This window comes from Roseovarius marisflavi (assembly GCF_900142625.1).
Taxonomy (GTDB): Bacteria; Pseudomonadota; Alphaproteobacteria; order Rhodobacterales; family Rhodobacteraceae; genus Roseovarius; species Roseovarius marisflavi.
The window spans coordinates 69,254-83,975 of the sequence record NZ_FRBN01000010.1; the positions used below are offsets into that span (position 1 = coordinate 69,254).

Consider the following 14,722-nt stretch of genomic DNA (forward strand, 5'->3'; position numbering starts at 1 on the left):
ATCCGCGCGCGGCCTCAAATGGCCGTTCGCATCGAAATAATGGGGAGGAAAACCATATGGATCGTCGTTCGTTTCTGAAAAATACCGCTCTTGGTGGCGGTGCTGCCGTTGCCACATCGGCCCTGGCCGCACCGGCCTATGCGCAGGGCAAGCGCACGCTGACCATGGTCACCACATGGGGCCGTGGACTTGCGGGCGTGTTTGACGCCGCGCAGCGCGTTGCCGATAACATCAACGGCATGGCCGATGGCGAGCTGACCATCGAAGTCAAAGGTGCCGGCGAACTTGTTGGCGCTTTCGAGGTGTTTGACGCCGTGACCGCCGGTCAGGCCGATATGTACCACGGCGCTGACTATTACTTCGTGGGTCAGCACCCGGCATATGCCTTCTTCACCTCGGTGCCCTTCGGCATGACCGCGCAAGAGCTGGTGAACTGGTATTACCACGGCGATGGCGCCGCGATCCATGACGAGCTTGGCCAGATCTTTGGCCTTAAATCCTTCCTTGCGGGCAACACCGGCGCGCAGGCGGGTGGCTGGTATTCGAAAGAAATCAATGGCCCCGAAGATTTCAACGGTCTCAAGTTCCGCATGCCCGGTCTTGGCGGCAAGGCGCTTGGCAAACTGGGCGCCAGCGTTCAGAACATCCCCGGCGCCGAAGTCTATCAGGCGCTTGCAAGCGGCGCGATTGACGGCACCGAGTGGATTGGCCCCTGGGCGGACGAAAAGGCCGGTTTCCAGGAAATTACCAAGTTCTACTACACCGCCGGCTTCCACGAGCCGGGCGCGGGCCTGTCGATCGGCATGAACCGCGAAGTGTTCGAAAGCCTGACCCCTGCCCAGCAGAAAATGGTCGAAATCGGCTGTGCCGAAGCGCACCAGTGGAACCTGTCGCAATTCCTGTCCAACAACGGTGCGGCGCTTCAGCGTCTGCAATCCAATGGCGTGAAAACCCTGGAATTCCCCGATAGCGTCTGGGATGCCTTCGGTGAGGCCTCGAATGCGGTGCATCAGGAAAACATGGGCGACGAGCTTTATAAGCGCACCTATGACAGCTATACCGCTTCGCTGAAATCGTCCTCGGGTTGGATCAAGAAATCCGACGGCGTCTATACCGCACAGCGCGACCGGGTTCTGGGCTAAATCCCCTTTACGACGTTGGAGATGGCGGGCCCCGGTTGTTTCCGGGGCCTGTCACCACGTAAATAAAACAGGCGACCCGGACCTGAAAAACCGGGCAAAGGGGGGAAGAGATGCTGGACGCAATCCTCTGGGTATTCCAGAACATCGCAATGGCCTTTTACAACCTGGGCTACGCCATAAGCCATCCACAGCTTTGGCTGGACTGGTCGGACAAACAGGCCATCATGCGGGTGGTCTATTACGGCGGCTCGGTCGAGTTTTTCTTTGTGGCGTTCACCATATTCCTGGTTCTGACCGGGATCGGCATCTGGAAAAACAGCTTTATGTGGGGCCTCGTGCGTGGGCTTGAGGGCTTTGCCAACACGGTGGGCCGCTTTGCCGCCTGGGCGGGGCTTATCATGGTGATCCAGCAGATCATCATCGTCTTTATCCAACGCATCTTTGCGCGCCCCGACCTTGTGATCGGCTTTGGTATCCCGCTTCAGTTCGACGTGAGCTGGTATTCCGAAGAACTCAAGCTTTACAACGCGCTGATCGTCACTCTTTGTGCGACTTATACCTTCGTGCAGGGCGGTCATGTGCGGGTTGATCTGATCTATTCCGCCGTGGGGCACAGCGCAAAACGGGTGATCGACATGGTTGGTTCGCTGATCTTCATGATGCCGATGGCGGTGCTGACCTGGATGTATGGCTGGTATTTCATGTGGCGCCATTTGATCGTGCCGAACCCCTCGGCAAGTGACACGCTTGACCGGCTGTTGATGAAATCGCGCGCGCTGCGCTGGAACGTGGAAACCATCGGCTTTAGCCCGAATGGCTTTAACGGTTATTTCCTGTTCAAGGTGCTGCTGATCTCATTCGCCGGCATGGTTTTCCTGCATGCGATGGCATTTTTCTGGCGCTCTTATCTGGAGTTCAAGGAAGGCCCGGAGAGCGCGAATAAATACCTCGACAAGGACACGCTTGGCGCAGGTGAAGAAGCCTATGAAGGCACACATTAAAGGGGCAGGGCACAATGCTATTCGGACTTGACGGCGTCGAGATCGGCCTGATCATCGTTTTTCTTTGCCTCTTTGGGGGCATTCTATCCGGCTTTCCGGTGGCCTTTGCCATTGGCGGTGCCGGGATCATTTCCTTTGCGATCATTGCCGCGCTCGACAGTGCGGGTATCCTGATCCATCAGGCGATCGACACCGGAAGCGAGGCCTATAACGCCCTGCTTGCCAGCGGTGTGCGGGGCGATGCGATATCGGTGTTTCGCTATCCCGATCTGCCGCGTATCGCGCAGCCGGTGTTTGAACGCGGCTGGGAAGTGGCGCTTGATCGCAACGTGTCCTTTATCGTGAACCGGATCAACGAACGCGTGCTTGCGGGGGCCTCGATCGAGACGCTTCTGGCGGTTCTGATGTTCGTGATGATGGGGATCACGCTGGAACGCTCGAAGATTGCCAATGACCTCTTGACCACCATGGCGCGGGTGTTTGGCCCGCTTCCGGGCGGTCTTGCGGTGTCGGTTGTGGTTGTGGGCACGTTTCTGGCCGCCTCGACCGGGATCGTCGGCGCCACGGTGGTGACCATGGGCCTGCTCAGCCTTCCGACGATGCTGCGCGCAGGATACAGCCCGCAGATCGCCACCGGTGTGATCGCGGCGGCTGGCACCCTGGGGCAGATCATTCCGCCCTCTATCGTGATCGTGCTTTTGGGCACGCTGGCGGGCGATCTTTACTCAGTCGCGCAGGAAAATCGCGCCATGTCGGTCGGTTGTAGCGATGCTCTGACCTATCTGGGCGAGCCTGCTGTTGTTTCGGTCGGCACGCTGTTTCAGGCGGCGCTTTTGCCGGGGGTATTGCTGGCGCTGCTTTATGCGCTTTATGCCTTTGGTTATGCCCTCGTGAACCCGTCCAAGGCCCCTGCGGTGCAGATGGCGAGCGGCACGCGCGGCGAGGTGATCACCCGCAGCGAAAGCTTTACCTGGTTCCTCGGCGTGCCGGTTGCCCTGATCGCGGGGGTCATGCTGTTGTCCTCGTTCGGGGTTGTCGGCTCGCAGAACCTGATCGTCGACAGCTTTACCGACCAAGGCCAGAACGCGTCTTTGCGCACCACTGTCGGGCCTGAATGCCAGGCCGCGATGATCGAGCTGCACGGCCAGGAAGCCTGGGATATCGCCGTGGCCGAAACCGCCGCAATCGAGGCCGCTGGCGGGGTCGAGCAAAGCGTTCGCCTGACCCCTGAAGAGATCACCGCGCTGATCGCCGAGAAAGAGGCCGACGCGGCCCCTGTCGGCACCGGCGTGGCGACGATCCTTGTCATTCTGGGGTTGATCCTTGCGGTGGCGAGGGGCGTCAAACCCTCGGCCAGTGCGGCGCCACTCCTGATTGGCGCACTCGGGATCGTTCTGGCCTTGCTGGTGGATATCCTGCTGATCGCACCGTCAAACAGCGCCGGGGCGACGGTCCTGTTGCTGGCGATCCCGCTGGCACTGGCGCTCTATGGCTGTGCCCATGGGGCCGCCCGCATGGCCCAGAACGAGATCATCCGCGTGGTCTTTCCGCCGCTTGTCCTTATCGTGGCGGTGTTGGGTTCGATCCTTGGCGGGATCACCAACCCGACCCCGGCGGCCGGCCTAGGCGCGGGCGGGGCGATCATGCTTGCTGCCTATCGCAAGCTGCGCGATCAGGATCGGTCACCCAAGATCATCATCCTGGCCACTCTGGCCGTGGTGATTGCGATCCTGATGGGCATCAACTTTGATCTGCGCATCAATCAGGAGGGAGTCAGCTTTGAATCCTGGGTGGCGTTCTTTGTCGCCTATGCGGCCTATCTCTATGCCGCCTTCGGTCTCTTGTTCGGCTGTTGGGTGCTTTACACCGGCGGGGTTCTGACCCCGATCGTGCGTGAAACGGCCAAGGTCACAAGCATGGTCTTCACCATCCTCATAGGCTCGCAGCTGTTGAACCTTGTGGTGATCAGCTTTGGCGGCGAGCACTACATTCAGGAATTCCTCAAGAGCTTTGACAACGAGTTCAAGGTTTTCCTGATCGTGATGCTGGTGCTCTTTGTGCTTGGCTTTGTTCTCGACTTCCTCGAGATCATCTACATCGTGATCCCGATTGTCGGCCCGGTGATCTATGGCGGCACCTTTGATCCCAAATGGGTGACGATCATGATCGCGGTGAACCTGCAAACCAGCTTTCTCACGCCGCCCTTTGGCTTTGCCCTGTTCTATCTGCGTGGCGTGGCGCCCAAGGAGGTCACGACCGGCCATATCTATCGCGGCGTGTTCCCTTTTGTGCTAATCCAAGTGGTCGGGCTGGCGATCCTGTGGTTCTTCCCCTCTATCGTCACCATCGTGCCGGCGCTTATGCCAAACTAGGCCGGGCAGGGGATGAAAACACGAAACGCCGGGGTCAGTGCCCCGGCGTTTTTCGATCTATGGTATGGGCGCGCCGCGCTAGACCATCATTTCCTTGGTCGAGGTCAGGGTCACATCCGGATAGTCACGCTCGACCCGGTCAATATCCCACTGCATCCGCGTCAGGTAAACAACGTCGCCGTCATTGTCGCGCGCGATGTGCTGCTTGTTGGCCTCGGTGAATTTATCGACCGCCGCCTTGGGGCCATTGACCCAGCGTGCCGAGGTGAACTGCGAATTCTCGAACCGCACCGGCAGGCCGTATTCCTGTTCGATCCGGCTGGCCAGCACCTCGAATTGCAAGGCCCCCACGACGCCAACAATAAAGCCAGAGCCAAAGGCCGGTTTGAACACCTTGGCGGCGCCCTCTTCGGCGAATTGCATCAGCGCCTTTTCCAGGTGCTTGGCCTTCATCGGATCGCCCGCGCGGGCCTGTTGCAACAACTCGGGCGCAAACGACGGGATGCCGGTCACGCGCAGGTCTTCGCCCTCGGTCAGGGTATCACCAATGCGCAATTGGCCGTGGTTGGGAATGCCTATGATATCCCCGGCCCAGGCCTCTTCGGCCAGCTCGCGGTCAGAGGCGAGAAACAGCACCGGCGCGGTCACCGTCATCGGTTTTTTGCTACGCACATGGGTGAGCTTCATGCCACGCTTGAAGTGCCCCGAGGCAAGACGCACAAAGGCAACACGGTCGCGGTGGCGCGGGTCCATGTTGGCCTGAACCTTGAAGACAAAGCCGGTTACCCTGGTTTCCTCGGGTGCAATCTCTCGCGGGGTGGCCTTTTGCACCTGCGGCTCGGGGCCGAATTCCGCGATGCCGGTCATCAATTCCTTGACCCCGAACGAATTGATCGCAGAGCCGAACCAGATCGGCGTCATATGCCCCTCAAGCACCGATTGGCGGTCGAGAGCGGGCAAAAGCTCTCGTGCCATCGCCACCTCTTCGCGCAACTGCGCCACAAGGTTTGCGGGCACGTGCTCGTCCAGCTTCGGGTCGTCCAGCCCGTTAATCTCGATGGATTGCGCAACCTTATTGCGATCGGCGCGATCCATCAGCTCAAGACGATCATGCAGCATGTCGTAACAGCCAATGAAACCGCGTCCGACCCCGATGGGCCAGCTCGCCGGGGTCACGTCAATCGCAAGGTTTTCCTGAATTTCGTCGATGATATCAAAGGTGTCCCGGCTTTCGCGGTCCATCTTGTTACAAAAGGTCAGGATCGGCAGGTCGCGCAAACGGCAGACCTCAAAGAGCTTCTGGGTCTGGCTTTCCACACCCTTGGCGCCGTCAATCACCATGACCGCCGCATCGACCGCCGTCAGCGTGCGATAGGTGTCTTCGGAGAAGTCAGAGTGGCCCGGCGTGTCGACAAGGTTGAACCGGAAGGTTCCGAAATCAAACGACATCGCCGAGGCCGAAACCGAAATGCCGCGATCCTTTTCCATCTGCATGAAGTCCGAGCGCGTGCGACGGGCCTCGCCTTTGGCGCGCACCTGTCCGGCCATCTGAATGGCGCCCCCATACAGAAGAAACTTCTCCGTCAGGGTGGTTTTGCCGGCATCCGGGTGCGAAATGATCGCAAAGGTGCGGCGCCGGGCAATTTCTGCCGGCAGATCGGGGCGGTTTGAGGCGGTGTCTAACATGACCGCGCATATAGAGCGCCAATGAGAAGGGCGCAATAACGCTGTGGCAAGGGCGCATTTTCTTCGGGAAGAAAATGCATCAGAAAATTCGGAGAATTTTCTGGGGGCGGCTACCGCGTCGAGGCGCGTTTTAGGATTTCCGCCGCATCGGGGTGGTCAAGCAGGGCTTGGCCAACCTCGAATTCCATGTGCGGGCGTGCGCTGTGGCCGCTGCCCCCTGTGGTCAGCGCCTCGCCGAGATCGGCGGGCAGCGCGGCGCGCGTGCGCGGATCGACCAGCAGGGTTTCGGCGGCGATACCTTCGGCATAGATAATCTGATGGGCATCAAACAGGAGCTGGAAATAATCTACAAATCCGCCGGATTCGCGCAGCACGCTATCACCATTCACAAGGTGACGCGCACGCACCAGAACCTCGTGACGCCCCGCGCCAAGCGCGTCAGAGCGTTGATAGATGAACAACCGGTGATCGGGACTGACCAAAAGATCGTTTTCGTTGTGCAACGCGCCTGCGCGAATACGGATCGGGGCGAAATCGCCAACCGCACGCACCGTGGATTGACCGATCCAGCGGATCGCCTGCGGGCCGTCGTCGCGTGTCAGCACCATATCGCCAAGCGCAAGATCTTCGACCCGGCGCTGTGCGCCCGAGCCCAGCGTGATGTGGGTGCCGCGTGAAAAGGAAACGCAAGCCACCTGCGCAAATTTCTGCAACGGCGTGTCACGATCCACCCCGACAAGCGCATAGCCTGTCTTGGGGGCCATATGCGCCAGCGGCATGGCATAGATATCGGCCACATCGCCCGCGCCATCGACTTCGACCAGCACCAGCAATTCGCTGGTGCGGCCGGTGCCAGACATCAGCGTCAGGCAGGAATCAAGATGCAGATGAGAACCCGGCGCGCCAAGCTCCGTGTCCGGGGCGATAATGAACGGTCCGGGCCCGTCCAGCGTCAGCGACAGGCGGTATTGACGCGCCTGCGAGCGCAGCTCGTAAACGTCGTCAAGGTCAAGTTCAGTGGCAAATGACAACGCATCGCCAAGATTGGCCCCGCTCACGACGCGAAGGTCAACCGCCTGAAAAACAGGGACGGATTGCGCGGGGCGGGGGCTGGTCTTGGTCATGCAAATCGGCCGATATCAAAGGGGTTGGCAGCAAACGCTCTGCCCTGAATCATAACTTAGAATTATGGCAGCATATGGTCAATGAGCAGGACATTCTGGTCCGTATCAGCATCGAAATGGGGCATGGCGGGTCTCCGTCCAGGGGGCGCATTCGGCATTTATCTGGTCATTCTAATCCGGGCAGTGTTAATTCCGGGTTGAAACAACACGGAGGTGCGACATGGACTTGGGGATTAAAGGCAAACGGGCGTTGGTATGTGCGTCGTCCAAGGGTCTTGGGCTTGGCTGTGCGCGGGCATTGGCCGAGGCGGGGGTGAACCTTGTGATGAACGCCCGCGGCGCCGAGGCGCTTGAGGCGGTGGCGGCGGCGATCCGCGCCGATTACGGCGTTGAGGTTGTGACCGTGGCGGCCGATGTCGCGACCGAAGAGGGGCGCGCGCGCCTGCTCGCGGCGGCCGAGGGTGTCGATATCCTGGTCAACAACGCCGGTGGTCCGCCGCCGGGTCTGTGGACAGATTGGGAGCGCGAGGATTTCATCAAGGCGCTCGATGCCAACATGCTTGCGCCGATTGCCCTGATCAAGGCACTGGTGCCGGGGATGATCACGCGCGGCTGGGGCCGGGTGGTGAATATCACCTCGCAGTCCGTCAAGGCGCCGATTGCCGTTCTGGGCCTGTCCAACAGCGCGCGCGCAGGCCTGACAGGCTATGTCGCGGGCACCTCGCGTCAGGTGGCGGGCAAGGGCGTGACGATCAACAACCTCTTGCCGGGCATTCACGCCACCGACCGCGCGGTCTCGCTTGATAAGGGCGTGAGCGAAGCGCAGGGCATATCGATGGAGGAGGCCAAGGCGCAACGCTGCGCGGGCATTCCGGTCGGGCGTTACGGCACGATCGAGGAATTCGGCGCGACCTGTGCCTTCCTGTGCAGCACGCATGCCGGCTTTATCGTCGGGCAGAATATCCTGCTGGATGGCGGCGGCGTGAACGCCACGCTGTAAACAGCGACTGAAAGCTGCTTCTGTCCGGTCTCCGGGCAGGAGGTATGGCGCCCAATTCACAAATTCGTAGGTCGAGGTGTTTCGTGTGGTTTTGCCTGCGGGCGGCTGCTAGGCAAATCGTAAACAACGCGAAACGGGGACGGATCTTAAATGCAAGCTATGGTCATTATTGGGCTTTTCGGACTGGTGGTTGCCGCGAGCCTTGTCGTGTCGCCACGTCGCGCCACGATTGAAGGCTTCTTTAGCGGCGCCGGTCAGGACGGCCGCGCACCGGGGGTGATGGTTCTGGTGCTGAGCCAGGTCACCACCTGGATTTTCGCGCGCTCCCTGATGAACTCCGCGATCCTTGGCTATTTCTACGGCATTTGGGGCACGCTGGCCTATGCGGCCTATTACGCGTCTTTCCTGACTGGCGGTTTCATTGTCGGTCGCTTGCGGGCCGGGGGCGCACGGTCGGTGCAGGACTGGCTTGGCGACCGGTTCGGCGGCCTTGGCGTGGCCTGTTACAACCTGGTGATCGGTCTGCGGCTTTTGTCTGAAGTCTTTGCCAATCTGCTGGTGGTCGGGCTTATTTTTGCCGCCGCCTTGCCAGAGACCGATTTTGCACGCGAGGGCGCGATCCTTGTCGTGGCGGTGCTTGGGCTGGCCTATAGCGCCTGGGGCGGGCTAAGTGCGGCGCTGCGCACGGATGTGTTGCAGATGCTGGTCTTTCTCGGCGTCTTTGCCGCCGCCTTTCTGGCGCTGGTGCTGAGCCCCGGTTTTGATCTTGGCGCGGTGCTGACATCAAAGGGCACGTCGGGGTCGTGGAACGGTCAGGTGCTTTTGCTTGTCGCGCTGCTTCAGGTGTTTTCCTACCCGGCGCATGATCCGGTGATGATGGATCGCGGCTTTCTCGCCGATCCGGCGACAACGCGGCGCTCGTTCCTGCATGCCTTCTGGATTTCGACGCTTTGCATCATCGGGTTCGGGTTTTTCGGCATTCAGGCGGCCCTTGTGGGCGCGGAATACGAAGGCCAGCTGATCGGCACATGGGCGGGCATGTTTCCGCCCTGGCTGTTCGTGGCGCTTTTGGTGTCGCTGTTGATCTCGGCGCTGAGCACGCTGGATTCCGCGCTTGCCAGTGCCGCGCGCCTCGTGGTCGACGAATTGCGGCTTAGCCCGCGCACCCTTGGCGGCGGGCGCGCCGCGATGGTGGTATTCATGGTGCTCGGCACGCTTCTGACGCTTTGGGACAATCAGACGCTGTTTGATGCCACCGCCGTCAGCGGCACCGCGAGCATGTTCCTGACGCCGGTCCTCGTCGTCGGGCTTGCGATGCGCCGCGAGATTGCGCTTTGGGCCTATGTTGTGGCCTTTGGCGCCGCGATGCTTGGGGCCGCGGCCTATTTCGCGCGCGGTTCGCAGTTTGTAGCGGCGATCCTGCCGGAGGGGCATAAATACGAGCAGCTTCTGGCGATTTGCGTGGTTGTGCTTGTGGTTGGCTTTGCGGCCGTGATCGCAGGCGCGCGGCGGGGCGCTCGTCAGGCCTGACAGCCTGCCTCGCGAGGCACACCGCAAGCCGTGACAAGCCGCGCGGATGTCAGAGCAGATGCCCCGATTTCGCGGCCTTGGTGGCCAGGTAGGCGTGGTTATGCACGTTTTCGCCCAGCTTGAGCGGCACGCGCTCGACCACGTCGATCCCGTTCTGGCGCATCATCTCGATCTTGGCGGGGTTATTGGTCAAAAGCCGCACGGCAGAAAACCCCATCAGCGTCAGGATCTGCGCGCCGATCCGGAAATCGCGCTCGTCATCTTCAAAGCCAAGCCGGTGATTGGCCTCGACCGTGTCAAAGCCCTGATCCTGAAGCGAGTAGGCGCGCATCTTGTTGGCAAGGCCAATCCCGCGCCCCTCTTGATTTAGATAGAGCAGCACGCCGGCTCCCTCGGCCCCCATCTGCGCCAGGGCGCCGCGCAATTGCGGGCCGCAATCGCACTTGAGGCTGCCCATCAGGTCGCCGGTGAAACAGGCCGAATGCAAGCGCGCAAGCACCGCGCTGTCGCGCGGCGGCTGGCCGATCTCGATGGCGTAATGCTCTTCGCCGCCATCTTCGGGGCGAAAGATGTGCAACCGTCCGGCCTCGGACACATCAAGCGGCAAACGCGCACTGACCACCGGATGCAGCGGGCTGGAGCGCATGAGATGCGGCGCGGCCGTCACCGCAGCGACCTGTGTCAGCCCGTGTTCGATCGCAAATCCCGCACCGCCCGTCAGAGGCAACACAAGGGCGGCCGGCAAAAGCCGCGCGGATTTCACAAGCTGCAAGGCGATGCGGTGCAAATCGGCGGCGCCATCGCGTTCGGATGCAAGCGGGCCTTTCATCGGGGTTTTGAGATCATCCGCCGGATCGGCCACCCCCAGAACCCAGGACAACGCGGCATCGGGCGGCAGGATCACCCGCGCCAGATCACCGTCATAGGTGCGGGCCTTGAGGGTCTCGGCGCGCCGCGCCGTGATCGCCAGAACCGGGCGTCCACCAAGCGCGCGCAGATCGGCGAGGCGCTGCGCATCGACCGTTTCCGCCGCCATCACAAGTGCGACGCCATCTTTGCCCGAAATCACCACAGGCACCCCCATCCGAAGATCGGCGCGGGCGCGGGCGATAATCTCGGTGATGTCAGGGGCGAGGGTCATGGCGTAACTTTCCGGTGGCAATCAGCTTTATGTAGGTGGTTTTGAAATGAATTGAAAGAAACGCTCGCGTCGCAACACGTGGCCGTGATTGTTGTGTTGCACATCTTGTCGCTGCGCGCCTTGTCCCTCATGTTCTGTCAAAGGACGAGGAAAAGCAAAATGGCACAAGTCAAAAAGATTCTGCTGGTGGACGATGACGACGACCTGCGCGAAGCGTTGGGCGAGCAATTGGTCATGACCGAAGATTTCGATGTGTTCGAGGCCACAAGCGGCGCGGATGCGATGAGCAAGGTCAAGGACATGATCTATGATCTTGTCATTCTTGACGTTGGCCTGCCCGATACCGACGGGCGAGAGCTGTGCCGCCTGATGCGCAAGCAGGGGGTCAAGGCGCCGGTGATGATGCTGACCGGGCATGATGGCGATGCCGACACGATCCTTGGCCTTGATGCGGGGGCCAACGACTATATCACCAAGCCGTTCAAGTTTCCGGTGCTTCTGGCGCGTATCCGCGCACAGCTGCGCCAGCATGAACAGTCCGAGGATGCGGTATTTCAGCTTGGGCCCTATACCTTCAAGCCGGCCATGAAGATGCTGATCACCGAGGACGAGCGCAAGGTGCGCCTGACCGAGAAAGAGACCAACATCCTGAAATACCTCTATCGCTCGACCGAGGGCGTGGTGGCGCGCGATATCCTGCTGCACGAGGTCTGGGGCTATAACGCGGGGGTCACCACCCACACGCTTGAGACCCATATCTATCGCCTGCGCCAGAAGATCGAGCCGGATCCAGGTAACGCACGCCTGCTTGTCACTGAATCGGGCGGTTATCGTCTGGTGCTCTGAGTACGGCCTAAGATCAAAGTAGTATGCGTAACTCAGGAAAATGTGCTACTCTACGTTGTATATGCGGTAACGCATATACCTCCCTGTTGGACTGCCCCGGCCAGCGTGCCGGGGTCCTTTTCCTTTGGGCGCCGGGGTGGATCGCCCGATCCCACTTTTTCGCCGCGCCCCGTCGTTCCGGCTGGCGCCTTGGCGCGCATCGCTTTAGGGTCTGGCCCGACACGGGCACAGGAGAGGCGGCATGGCGTTTACATTGGCAACCTGGAACATCAACTCGGTCCGTCTGCGCGAGGGGCTTGTCTCGCGGCTTTTGAGCGACGAGGCGCCGGATGTCCTGTGCCTTCAGGAATGCAAAAGCCCGGTCGACAAGATGCCGCTCGAGAGCTTTGCCGAGCTTGGCTATGGCCATGTGGTGGCGCGCGGGCAGAAGGGCTATAACGGGGTTGCGATCCTCTCGAAGCTACCGATCGAGGATGCAGGCGACAAGGATTTCGCCAGCCTCGGCCATGCCCGCCACGTCGCAGGGCGGTTGGAAAACGGGGTCACGATCCATAACTTTTATGTGCCTGCGGGCGGCGATATCCCGGATCGCGAGAAGAACGAGAAATTCGGCCAAAAGCTCGATTACCTGACCGAGATGCGCGACTGGTTCCGCGACAGCCGCCCGGAAAAATCCATTCTGGTGGGCGATCTCAACATCGCCCCGCGCGAAGACGATGTCTGGAGCCACAAGAAGCTTTTGAAGATCGTCAGCCACACCCCGGTCGAGGTTGAGCATTTTCATGACGTGATGGAGGCCGGCGGCTGGGGCGACGTGACCCGCGCCGATATTCCCGAGGGGCTGCTCTATAGCTGGTGGTCGTACCGCGCCAAGGATTGGTCCGAGGCCGACAAGGGCCGACGGCTTGATCATCTCTGGGCAACCGGCGATATCGCGGGTTCGGCCCATTCAAGCCGCATCCTGCGCGAGGTGCGCGGATGGGAGCAACCTAGCGATCACGCGCCGGTTTTTGCAACATTTGACCTTTGAAATCGACGCAGACTTGCTCATATAGGGGCAAGCGAATGGAAGGAAGACTTTGATGATTGAGCTTGGCCAAACCCAAAACGCCCCGGCAGCGGGCGACCTGATCAAGGACGTGTCCGAGGCCGATTTCATGACCGAGGTCGTTGAAATGTCCCAGACCGTGCCGGTGATCGTTGATTTCTGGGCGCCCTGGTGTGGCCCTTGCAAGACGCTTGGCCCGGTGCTTGAGGCGGCGGTGACGCGCGCCAATGGGGCCGTGAAAATGGCCAAGGTCAACGTCGATGAAAACCAGATGATCGCGGGCCAGTTGCGGGTGCAATCCATTCCGACGGTCTATGCCTTCTGGCAGGGCCAGCCGGTTGACGGCTTTCAGGGCGCGGTGCCGCCCTCGGAAATCGACGCCTTTGTGGCGCGCGTGGTCGAGGCCGGTGGCGGCGCGCCCGACGGCGGGCTTGACGAGGCACTTGATGCGGCCGACGAGATGCTCGAAGAGGGCGCGGTTGCCGATGCGGCGCAAACCTATGCCGCCATCGCCCAGGAAGACCCCAACAACGTGCGCGCCTATGCCGGCATGGCGCGCGCCGAGATCGCGCTTGGCGAACTTGATCAGGCCGAGGCGATCCTGAACGGTGCCCCCGCCGAAATTGCCACCGCCCCCGAAATTGAGGCGATACATGCCCAGATCGCGCTTGCGCGTCAGGCCGCAGATGCCGGCCCTGTGGCCGAGTTGCGCGCCGCGGTGGACGCCGACCCAAGCGACCATCAGGCGCGCTTTGATCTGGCGCAGGCGCTTTATGCCAACGGTCAGGCCGAAGAGGCGGTCGACGAATTGCTGGCGATTTTCCGGGCTGATCGCGAATGGAATGACGGCGCCGCCAAGGCCCAGCTTTTCACCATTTTCGAGGCGCTCAAGCCTAACGATCCGGTGGTGTTGAACGGGCGGCGAAAATTGAGCTCGATGATATTTGCCTGAGGCAGTTGTCGGGCTAGGTAAGGTGCATGACAAAAAACCTCGATCTGCCTGAGATTATTCCGGTTTTCCCCCTGCCGGGCGCGCTGCTCTTGCCGCGCTCGCGCTTGCCGTTGCACCTGTTCGAGCCGCGCTATCTGGCGATGCTTGAGGATGCCCTTAAAACCCCTTCGCGCCTGATCGGGATGGTGCAGCCAAACCGCATTCCGGGCCGCGACGCGGGCCCCGGCCTGCATACCATCGGCTGTGTGGGGCGGGTGACGCAGTTTTCGGAAACCGAAGACGGCCGCTATATGATCACGCTCACCGGCAAGTCGCGGTTTCGCCTTTTGGAAGAGGTCGAGGGGTTCACGCCTTATCGGCGCGCCAAGGTGTCATGGGCCGGCTTTGAACGCGATATGGGGCCAGAGGACGCCGACCCCCATTTTGACCGCACGGCCTTTATGAACCTCCTGTCGCGCTATTTTTCCGCGCGCGAGCTTGAAACCGACTGGCAGTCCCTGAAAGAGGCCGAGGATGAGCTGTTGATCAACTCGCTGTCGATGCTTTTGGGGTTCGAACCAGAGGACAAGCAAGCCCTGCTTGAGGCGCCATCGCTGAGCACGCGGCGCGAGACGCTTGTCACCCTGATCGAATACGCGCTGCGCGGCGGCGACAGCGAGGACATCATGCAATGACCGACACCCCTGATACCACTCCCGCCTTTGACCGGCGCATGCTTGAGGCGCTGATTTGCCCGCAAACCCACCAGACCCTGCGCTATGACGCGGAGCGTCAGGAGTTGATCAGCAAAAGCGCCGGCCTTGCCTTTCCCATACGCAACGGTATCCCGGTGATGCTTTTGGATGAGGCGCGCAAGATCGACGACTAGCGCGCCGCGACT

General features: G+C 60.9%; 13 protein-coding genes. 10 read left to right on the forward strand and 3 right to left on the reverse strand.

Features of this window, described 5'->3' with window-relative positions:
• Positions 1–56 precede the first annotated feature (56 nt).
• The 3 genes from BUB78_RS10600 (at position 57) to BUB78_RS10610 (ending at position 4,515) form a co-directional block, all read left to right on the forward strand.
• Positions 57–1,142, forward strand: a complete 1,086-nt coding sequence (locus BUB78_RS10600; RefSeq protein ID WP_073197943.1) for a TRAP transporter substrate-binding protein — start codon at positions 57–59, stop codon at positions 1,140–1,142.
• A gap of 110 nt (positions 1,143–1,252) precedes the next feature.
• On the forward strand, positions 1,253–2,143 hold the full coding sequence (locus BUB78_RS10605; protein WP_073197945.1) for a TRAP transporter small permease subunit: 891 nt from the start codon (positions 1,253–1,255) through the stop codon (positions 2,141–2,143).
• 14 nt (positions 2,144–2,157) lie between these two features.
• Positions 2,158–4,515, forward strand: a complete 2,358-nt coding sequence (locus tag BUB78_RS10610) for a TRAP transporter large permease (protein WP_073197947.1) — start codon at positions 2,158–2,160, stop codon at positions 4,513–4,515.
• Between the two features lie 78 nt (positions 4,516–4,593).
• On the opposite strand, the gene BUB78_RS10615 is transcribed toward BUB78_RS10610, so the two are convergent.
• Positions 4,594–6,201 (reverse strand): peptide chain release factor 3, encoded by a 1,608-nt coding sequence (locus BUB78_RS10615; RefSeq protein WP_073197949.1) that lies wholly within the window; start codon positions 6,199–6,201, stop codon positions 4,594–4,596.
• A 110-nt stretch (positions 6,202–6,311) separates the two neighbouring features.
• Entirely contained in the window at positions 6,312–7,325 is a 1,014-nt protein-coding gene (locus BUB78_RS10620) for a Hint domain-containing protein (RefSeq protein WP_073197951.1), read from the reverse strand.
• Between the two features lie 220 nt (positions 7,326–7,545).
• Here BUB78_RS10620 and BUB78_RS10625 point away from each other — a divergent pair, with 220 nt between their 5' ends.
• Positions 7,546–8,325, forward strand: a complete 780-nt coding sequence (locus tag BUB78_RS10625; protein ID WP_073197953.1) for an SDR family oxidoreductase — start codon at positions 7,546–7,548, stop codon at positions 8,323–8,325.
• Positions 8,326–8,475: 150 nt separating this feature from the next.
• The gene (locus BUB78_RS10630; RefSeq protein ID WP_073197956.1) at positions 8,476–9,855 is read left to right on the forward strand and encodes an SLC5/6 family protein; all 1,380 of its coding nucleotides are present in this window, start codon (positions 8,476–8,478) and stop codon (positions 9,853–9,855) included.
• A 49-nt stretch (positions 9,856–9,904) separates the two neighbouring features.
• Here the strand turns inward: BUB78_RS10630 and ribA are convergent, their stop codons facing one another.
• Entirely contained in the window at positions 9,905–10,996 is a 1,092-nt protein-coding gene (ribA, locus tag BUB78_RS10635) for a GTP cyclohydrolase II (protein ID WP_073197958.1), read from the reverse strand.
• Between the two features lie 159 nt (positions 10,997–11,155).
• Here ribA and BUB78_RS10640 point away from each other — a divergent pair, with 159 nt between their 5' ends.
• The 5 genes from BUB78_RS10640 (at position 11,156) to BUB78_RS10660 (ending at position 14,710) form a co-directional block, all read left to right on the forward strand.
• Positions 11,156–11,842, forward strand: coding sequence for a response regulator transcription factor (locus BUB78_RS10640; protein WP_073198059.1), 687 nt, complete (start codon positions 11,156–11,158; stop codon positions 11,840–11,842).
• 241 nt (positions 11,843–12,083) lie between these two features.
• The gene (locus BUB78_RS10645) at positions 12,084–12,872 is read left to right on the forward strand and encodes an exodeoxyribonuclease III (RefSeq protein ID WP_073197960.1); all 789 of its coding nucleotides are present in this window, start codon (positions 12,084–12,086) and stop codon (positions 12,870–12,872) included.
• A gap of 52 nt (positions 12,873–12,924) precedes the next feature.
• A complete protein-coding gene (gene trxA / locus BUB78_RS10650; protein ID WP_073197962.1) occupies positions 12,925–13,842 on the forward strand; it encodes a thioredoxin in 918 nt (305 codons plus the stop codon).
• Positions 13,843–13,868: 26 nt separating this feature from the next.
• Entirely contained in the window at positions 13,869–14,516 is a 648-nt protein-coding gene (locus BUB78_RS10655; RefSeq protein ID WP_073197964.1) for an LON peptidase substrate-binding domain-containing protein, read from the forward strand.
• Positions 14,513–14,710 (forward strand): Trm112 family protein, encoded by a 198-nt coding sequence (locus BUB78_RS10660; RefSeq protein ID WP_073197966.1) that lies wholly within the window; start codon positions 14,513–14,515, stop codon positions 14,708–14,710. The genes BUB78_RS10655 and BUB78_RS10660 overlap by 4 nt, the downstream gene beginning before the upstream one ends.
• The last annotated feature ends 12 nt before the right edge of the window (positions 14,711–14,722 follow it).

Bases quoted from the DNA above. Each gene is read 5' to 3' on its own strand.
- BUB78_RS10660 (WP_073197966.1), top strand. From the start codon at position 14,513: ATGACCGACACCCCTGATACCACTCCCGCCTTTGACCGGCGCATGCTT.
- BUB78_RS10610 (WP_073197947.1), top strand. From the start codon at position 2,158: ATGCTATTCGGACTTGACGGCGTCGAGATCGGCCTGATCATCGTTTTT.
- BUB78_RS10605 (WP_073197945.1), top strand. From the start codon at position 1,253: ATGCTGGACGCAATCCTCTGGGTATTCCAGAACATCGCAATGGCCTTT.
- BUB78_RS10630 (WP_073197956.1), top strand. From the start codon at position 8,476: ATGCAAGCTATGGTCATTATTGGGCTTTTCGGACTGGTGGTTGCCGCG.
- BUB78_RS10640 (WP_073198059.1), top strand. From the start codon at position 11,156: ATGGCACAAGTCAAAAAGATTCTGCTGGTGGACGATGACGACGACCTG.
- ribA (WP_073197958.1), bottom strand. From the start codon at position 10,996: ATGACCCTCGCCCCTGACATCACCGAGATTATCGCCCGCGCCCGCGCC.
- BUB78_RS10615 (WP_073197949.1), bottom strand. From the start codon at position 6,201: ATGTTAGACACCGCCTCAAACCGCCCCGATCTGCCGGCAGAAATTGCC.
- BUB78_RS10620 (WP_073197951.1), bottom strand. From the start codon at position 7,325: ATGACCAAGACCAGCCCCCGCCCCGCGCAATCCGTCCCTGTTTTTCAG.
- BUB78_RS10600 (WP_073197943.1), top strand. From the start codon at position 57: ATGGATCGTCGTTCGTTTCTGAAAAATACCGCTCTTGGTGGCGGTGCT.
- trxA (WP_073197962.1), top strand. From the start codon at position 12,925: ATGATTGAGCTTGGCCAAACCCAAAACGCCCCGGCAGCGGGCGACCTG.
- BUB78_RS10645 (WP_073197960.1), top strand. From the start codon at position 12,084: ATGGCGTTTACATTGGCAACCTGGAACATCAACTCGGTCCGTCTGCGC.
- BUB78_RS10655 (WP_073197964.1), top strand. From the start codon at position 13,869: ATGACAAAAAACCTCGATCTGCCTGAGATTATTCCGGTTTTCCCCCTG.
- BUB78_RS10625 (WP_073197953.1), top strand. From the start codon at position 7,546: ATGGACTTGGGGATTAAAGGCAAACGGGCGTTGGTATGTGCGTCGTCC.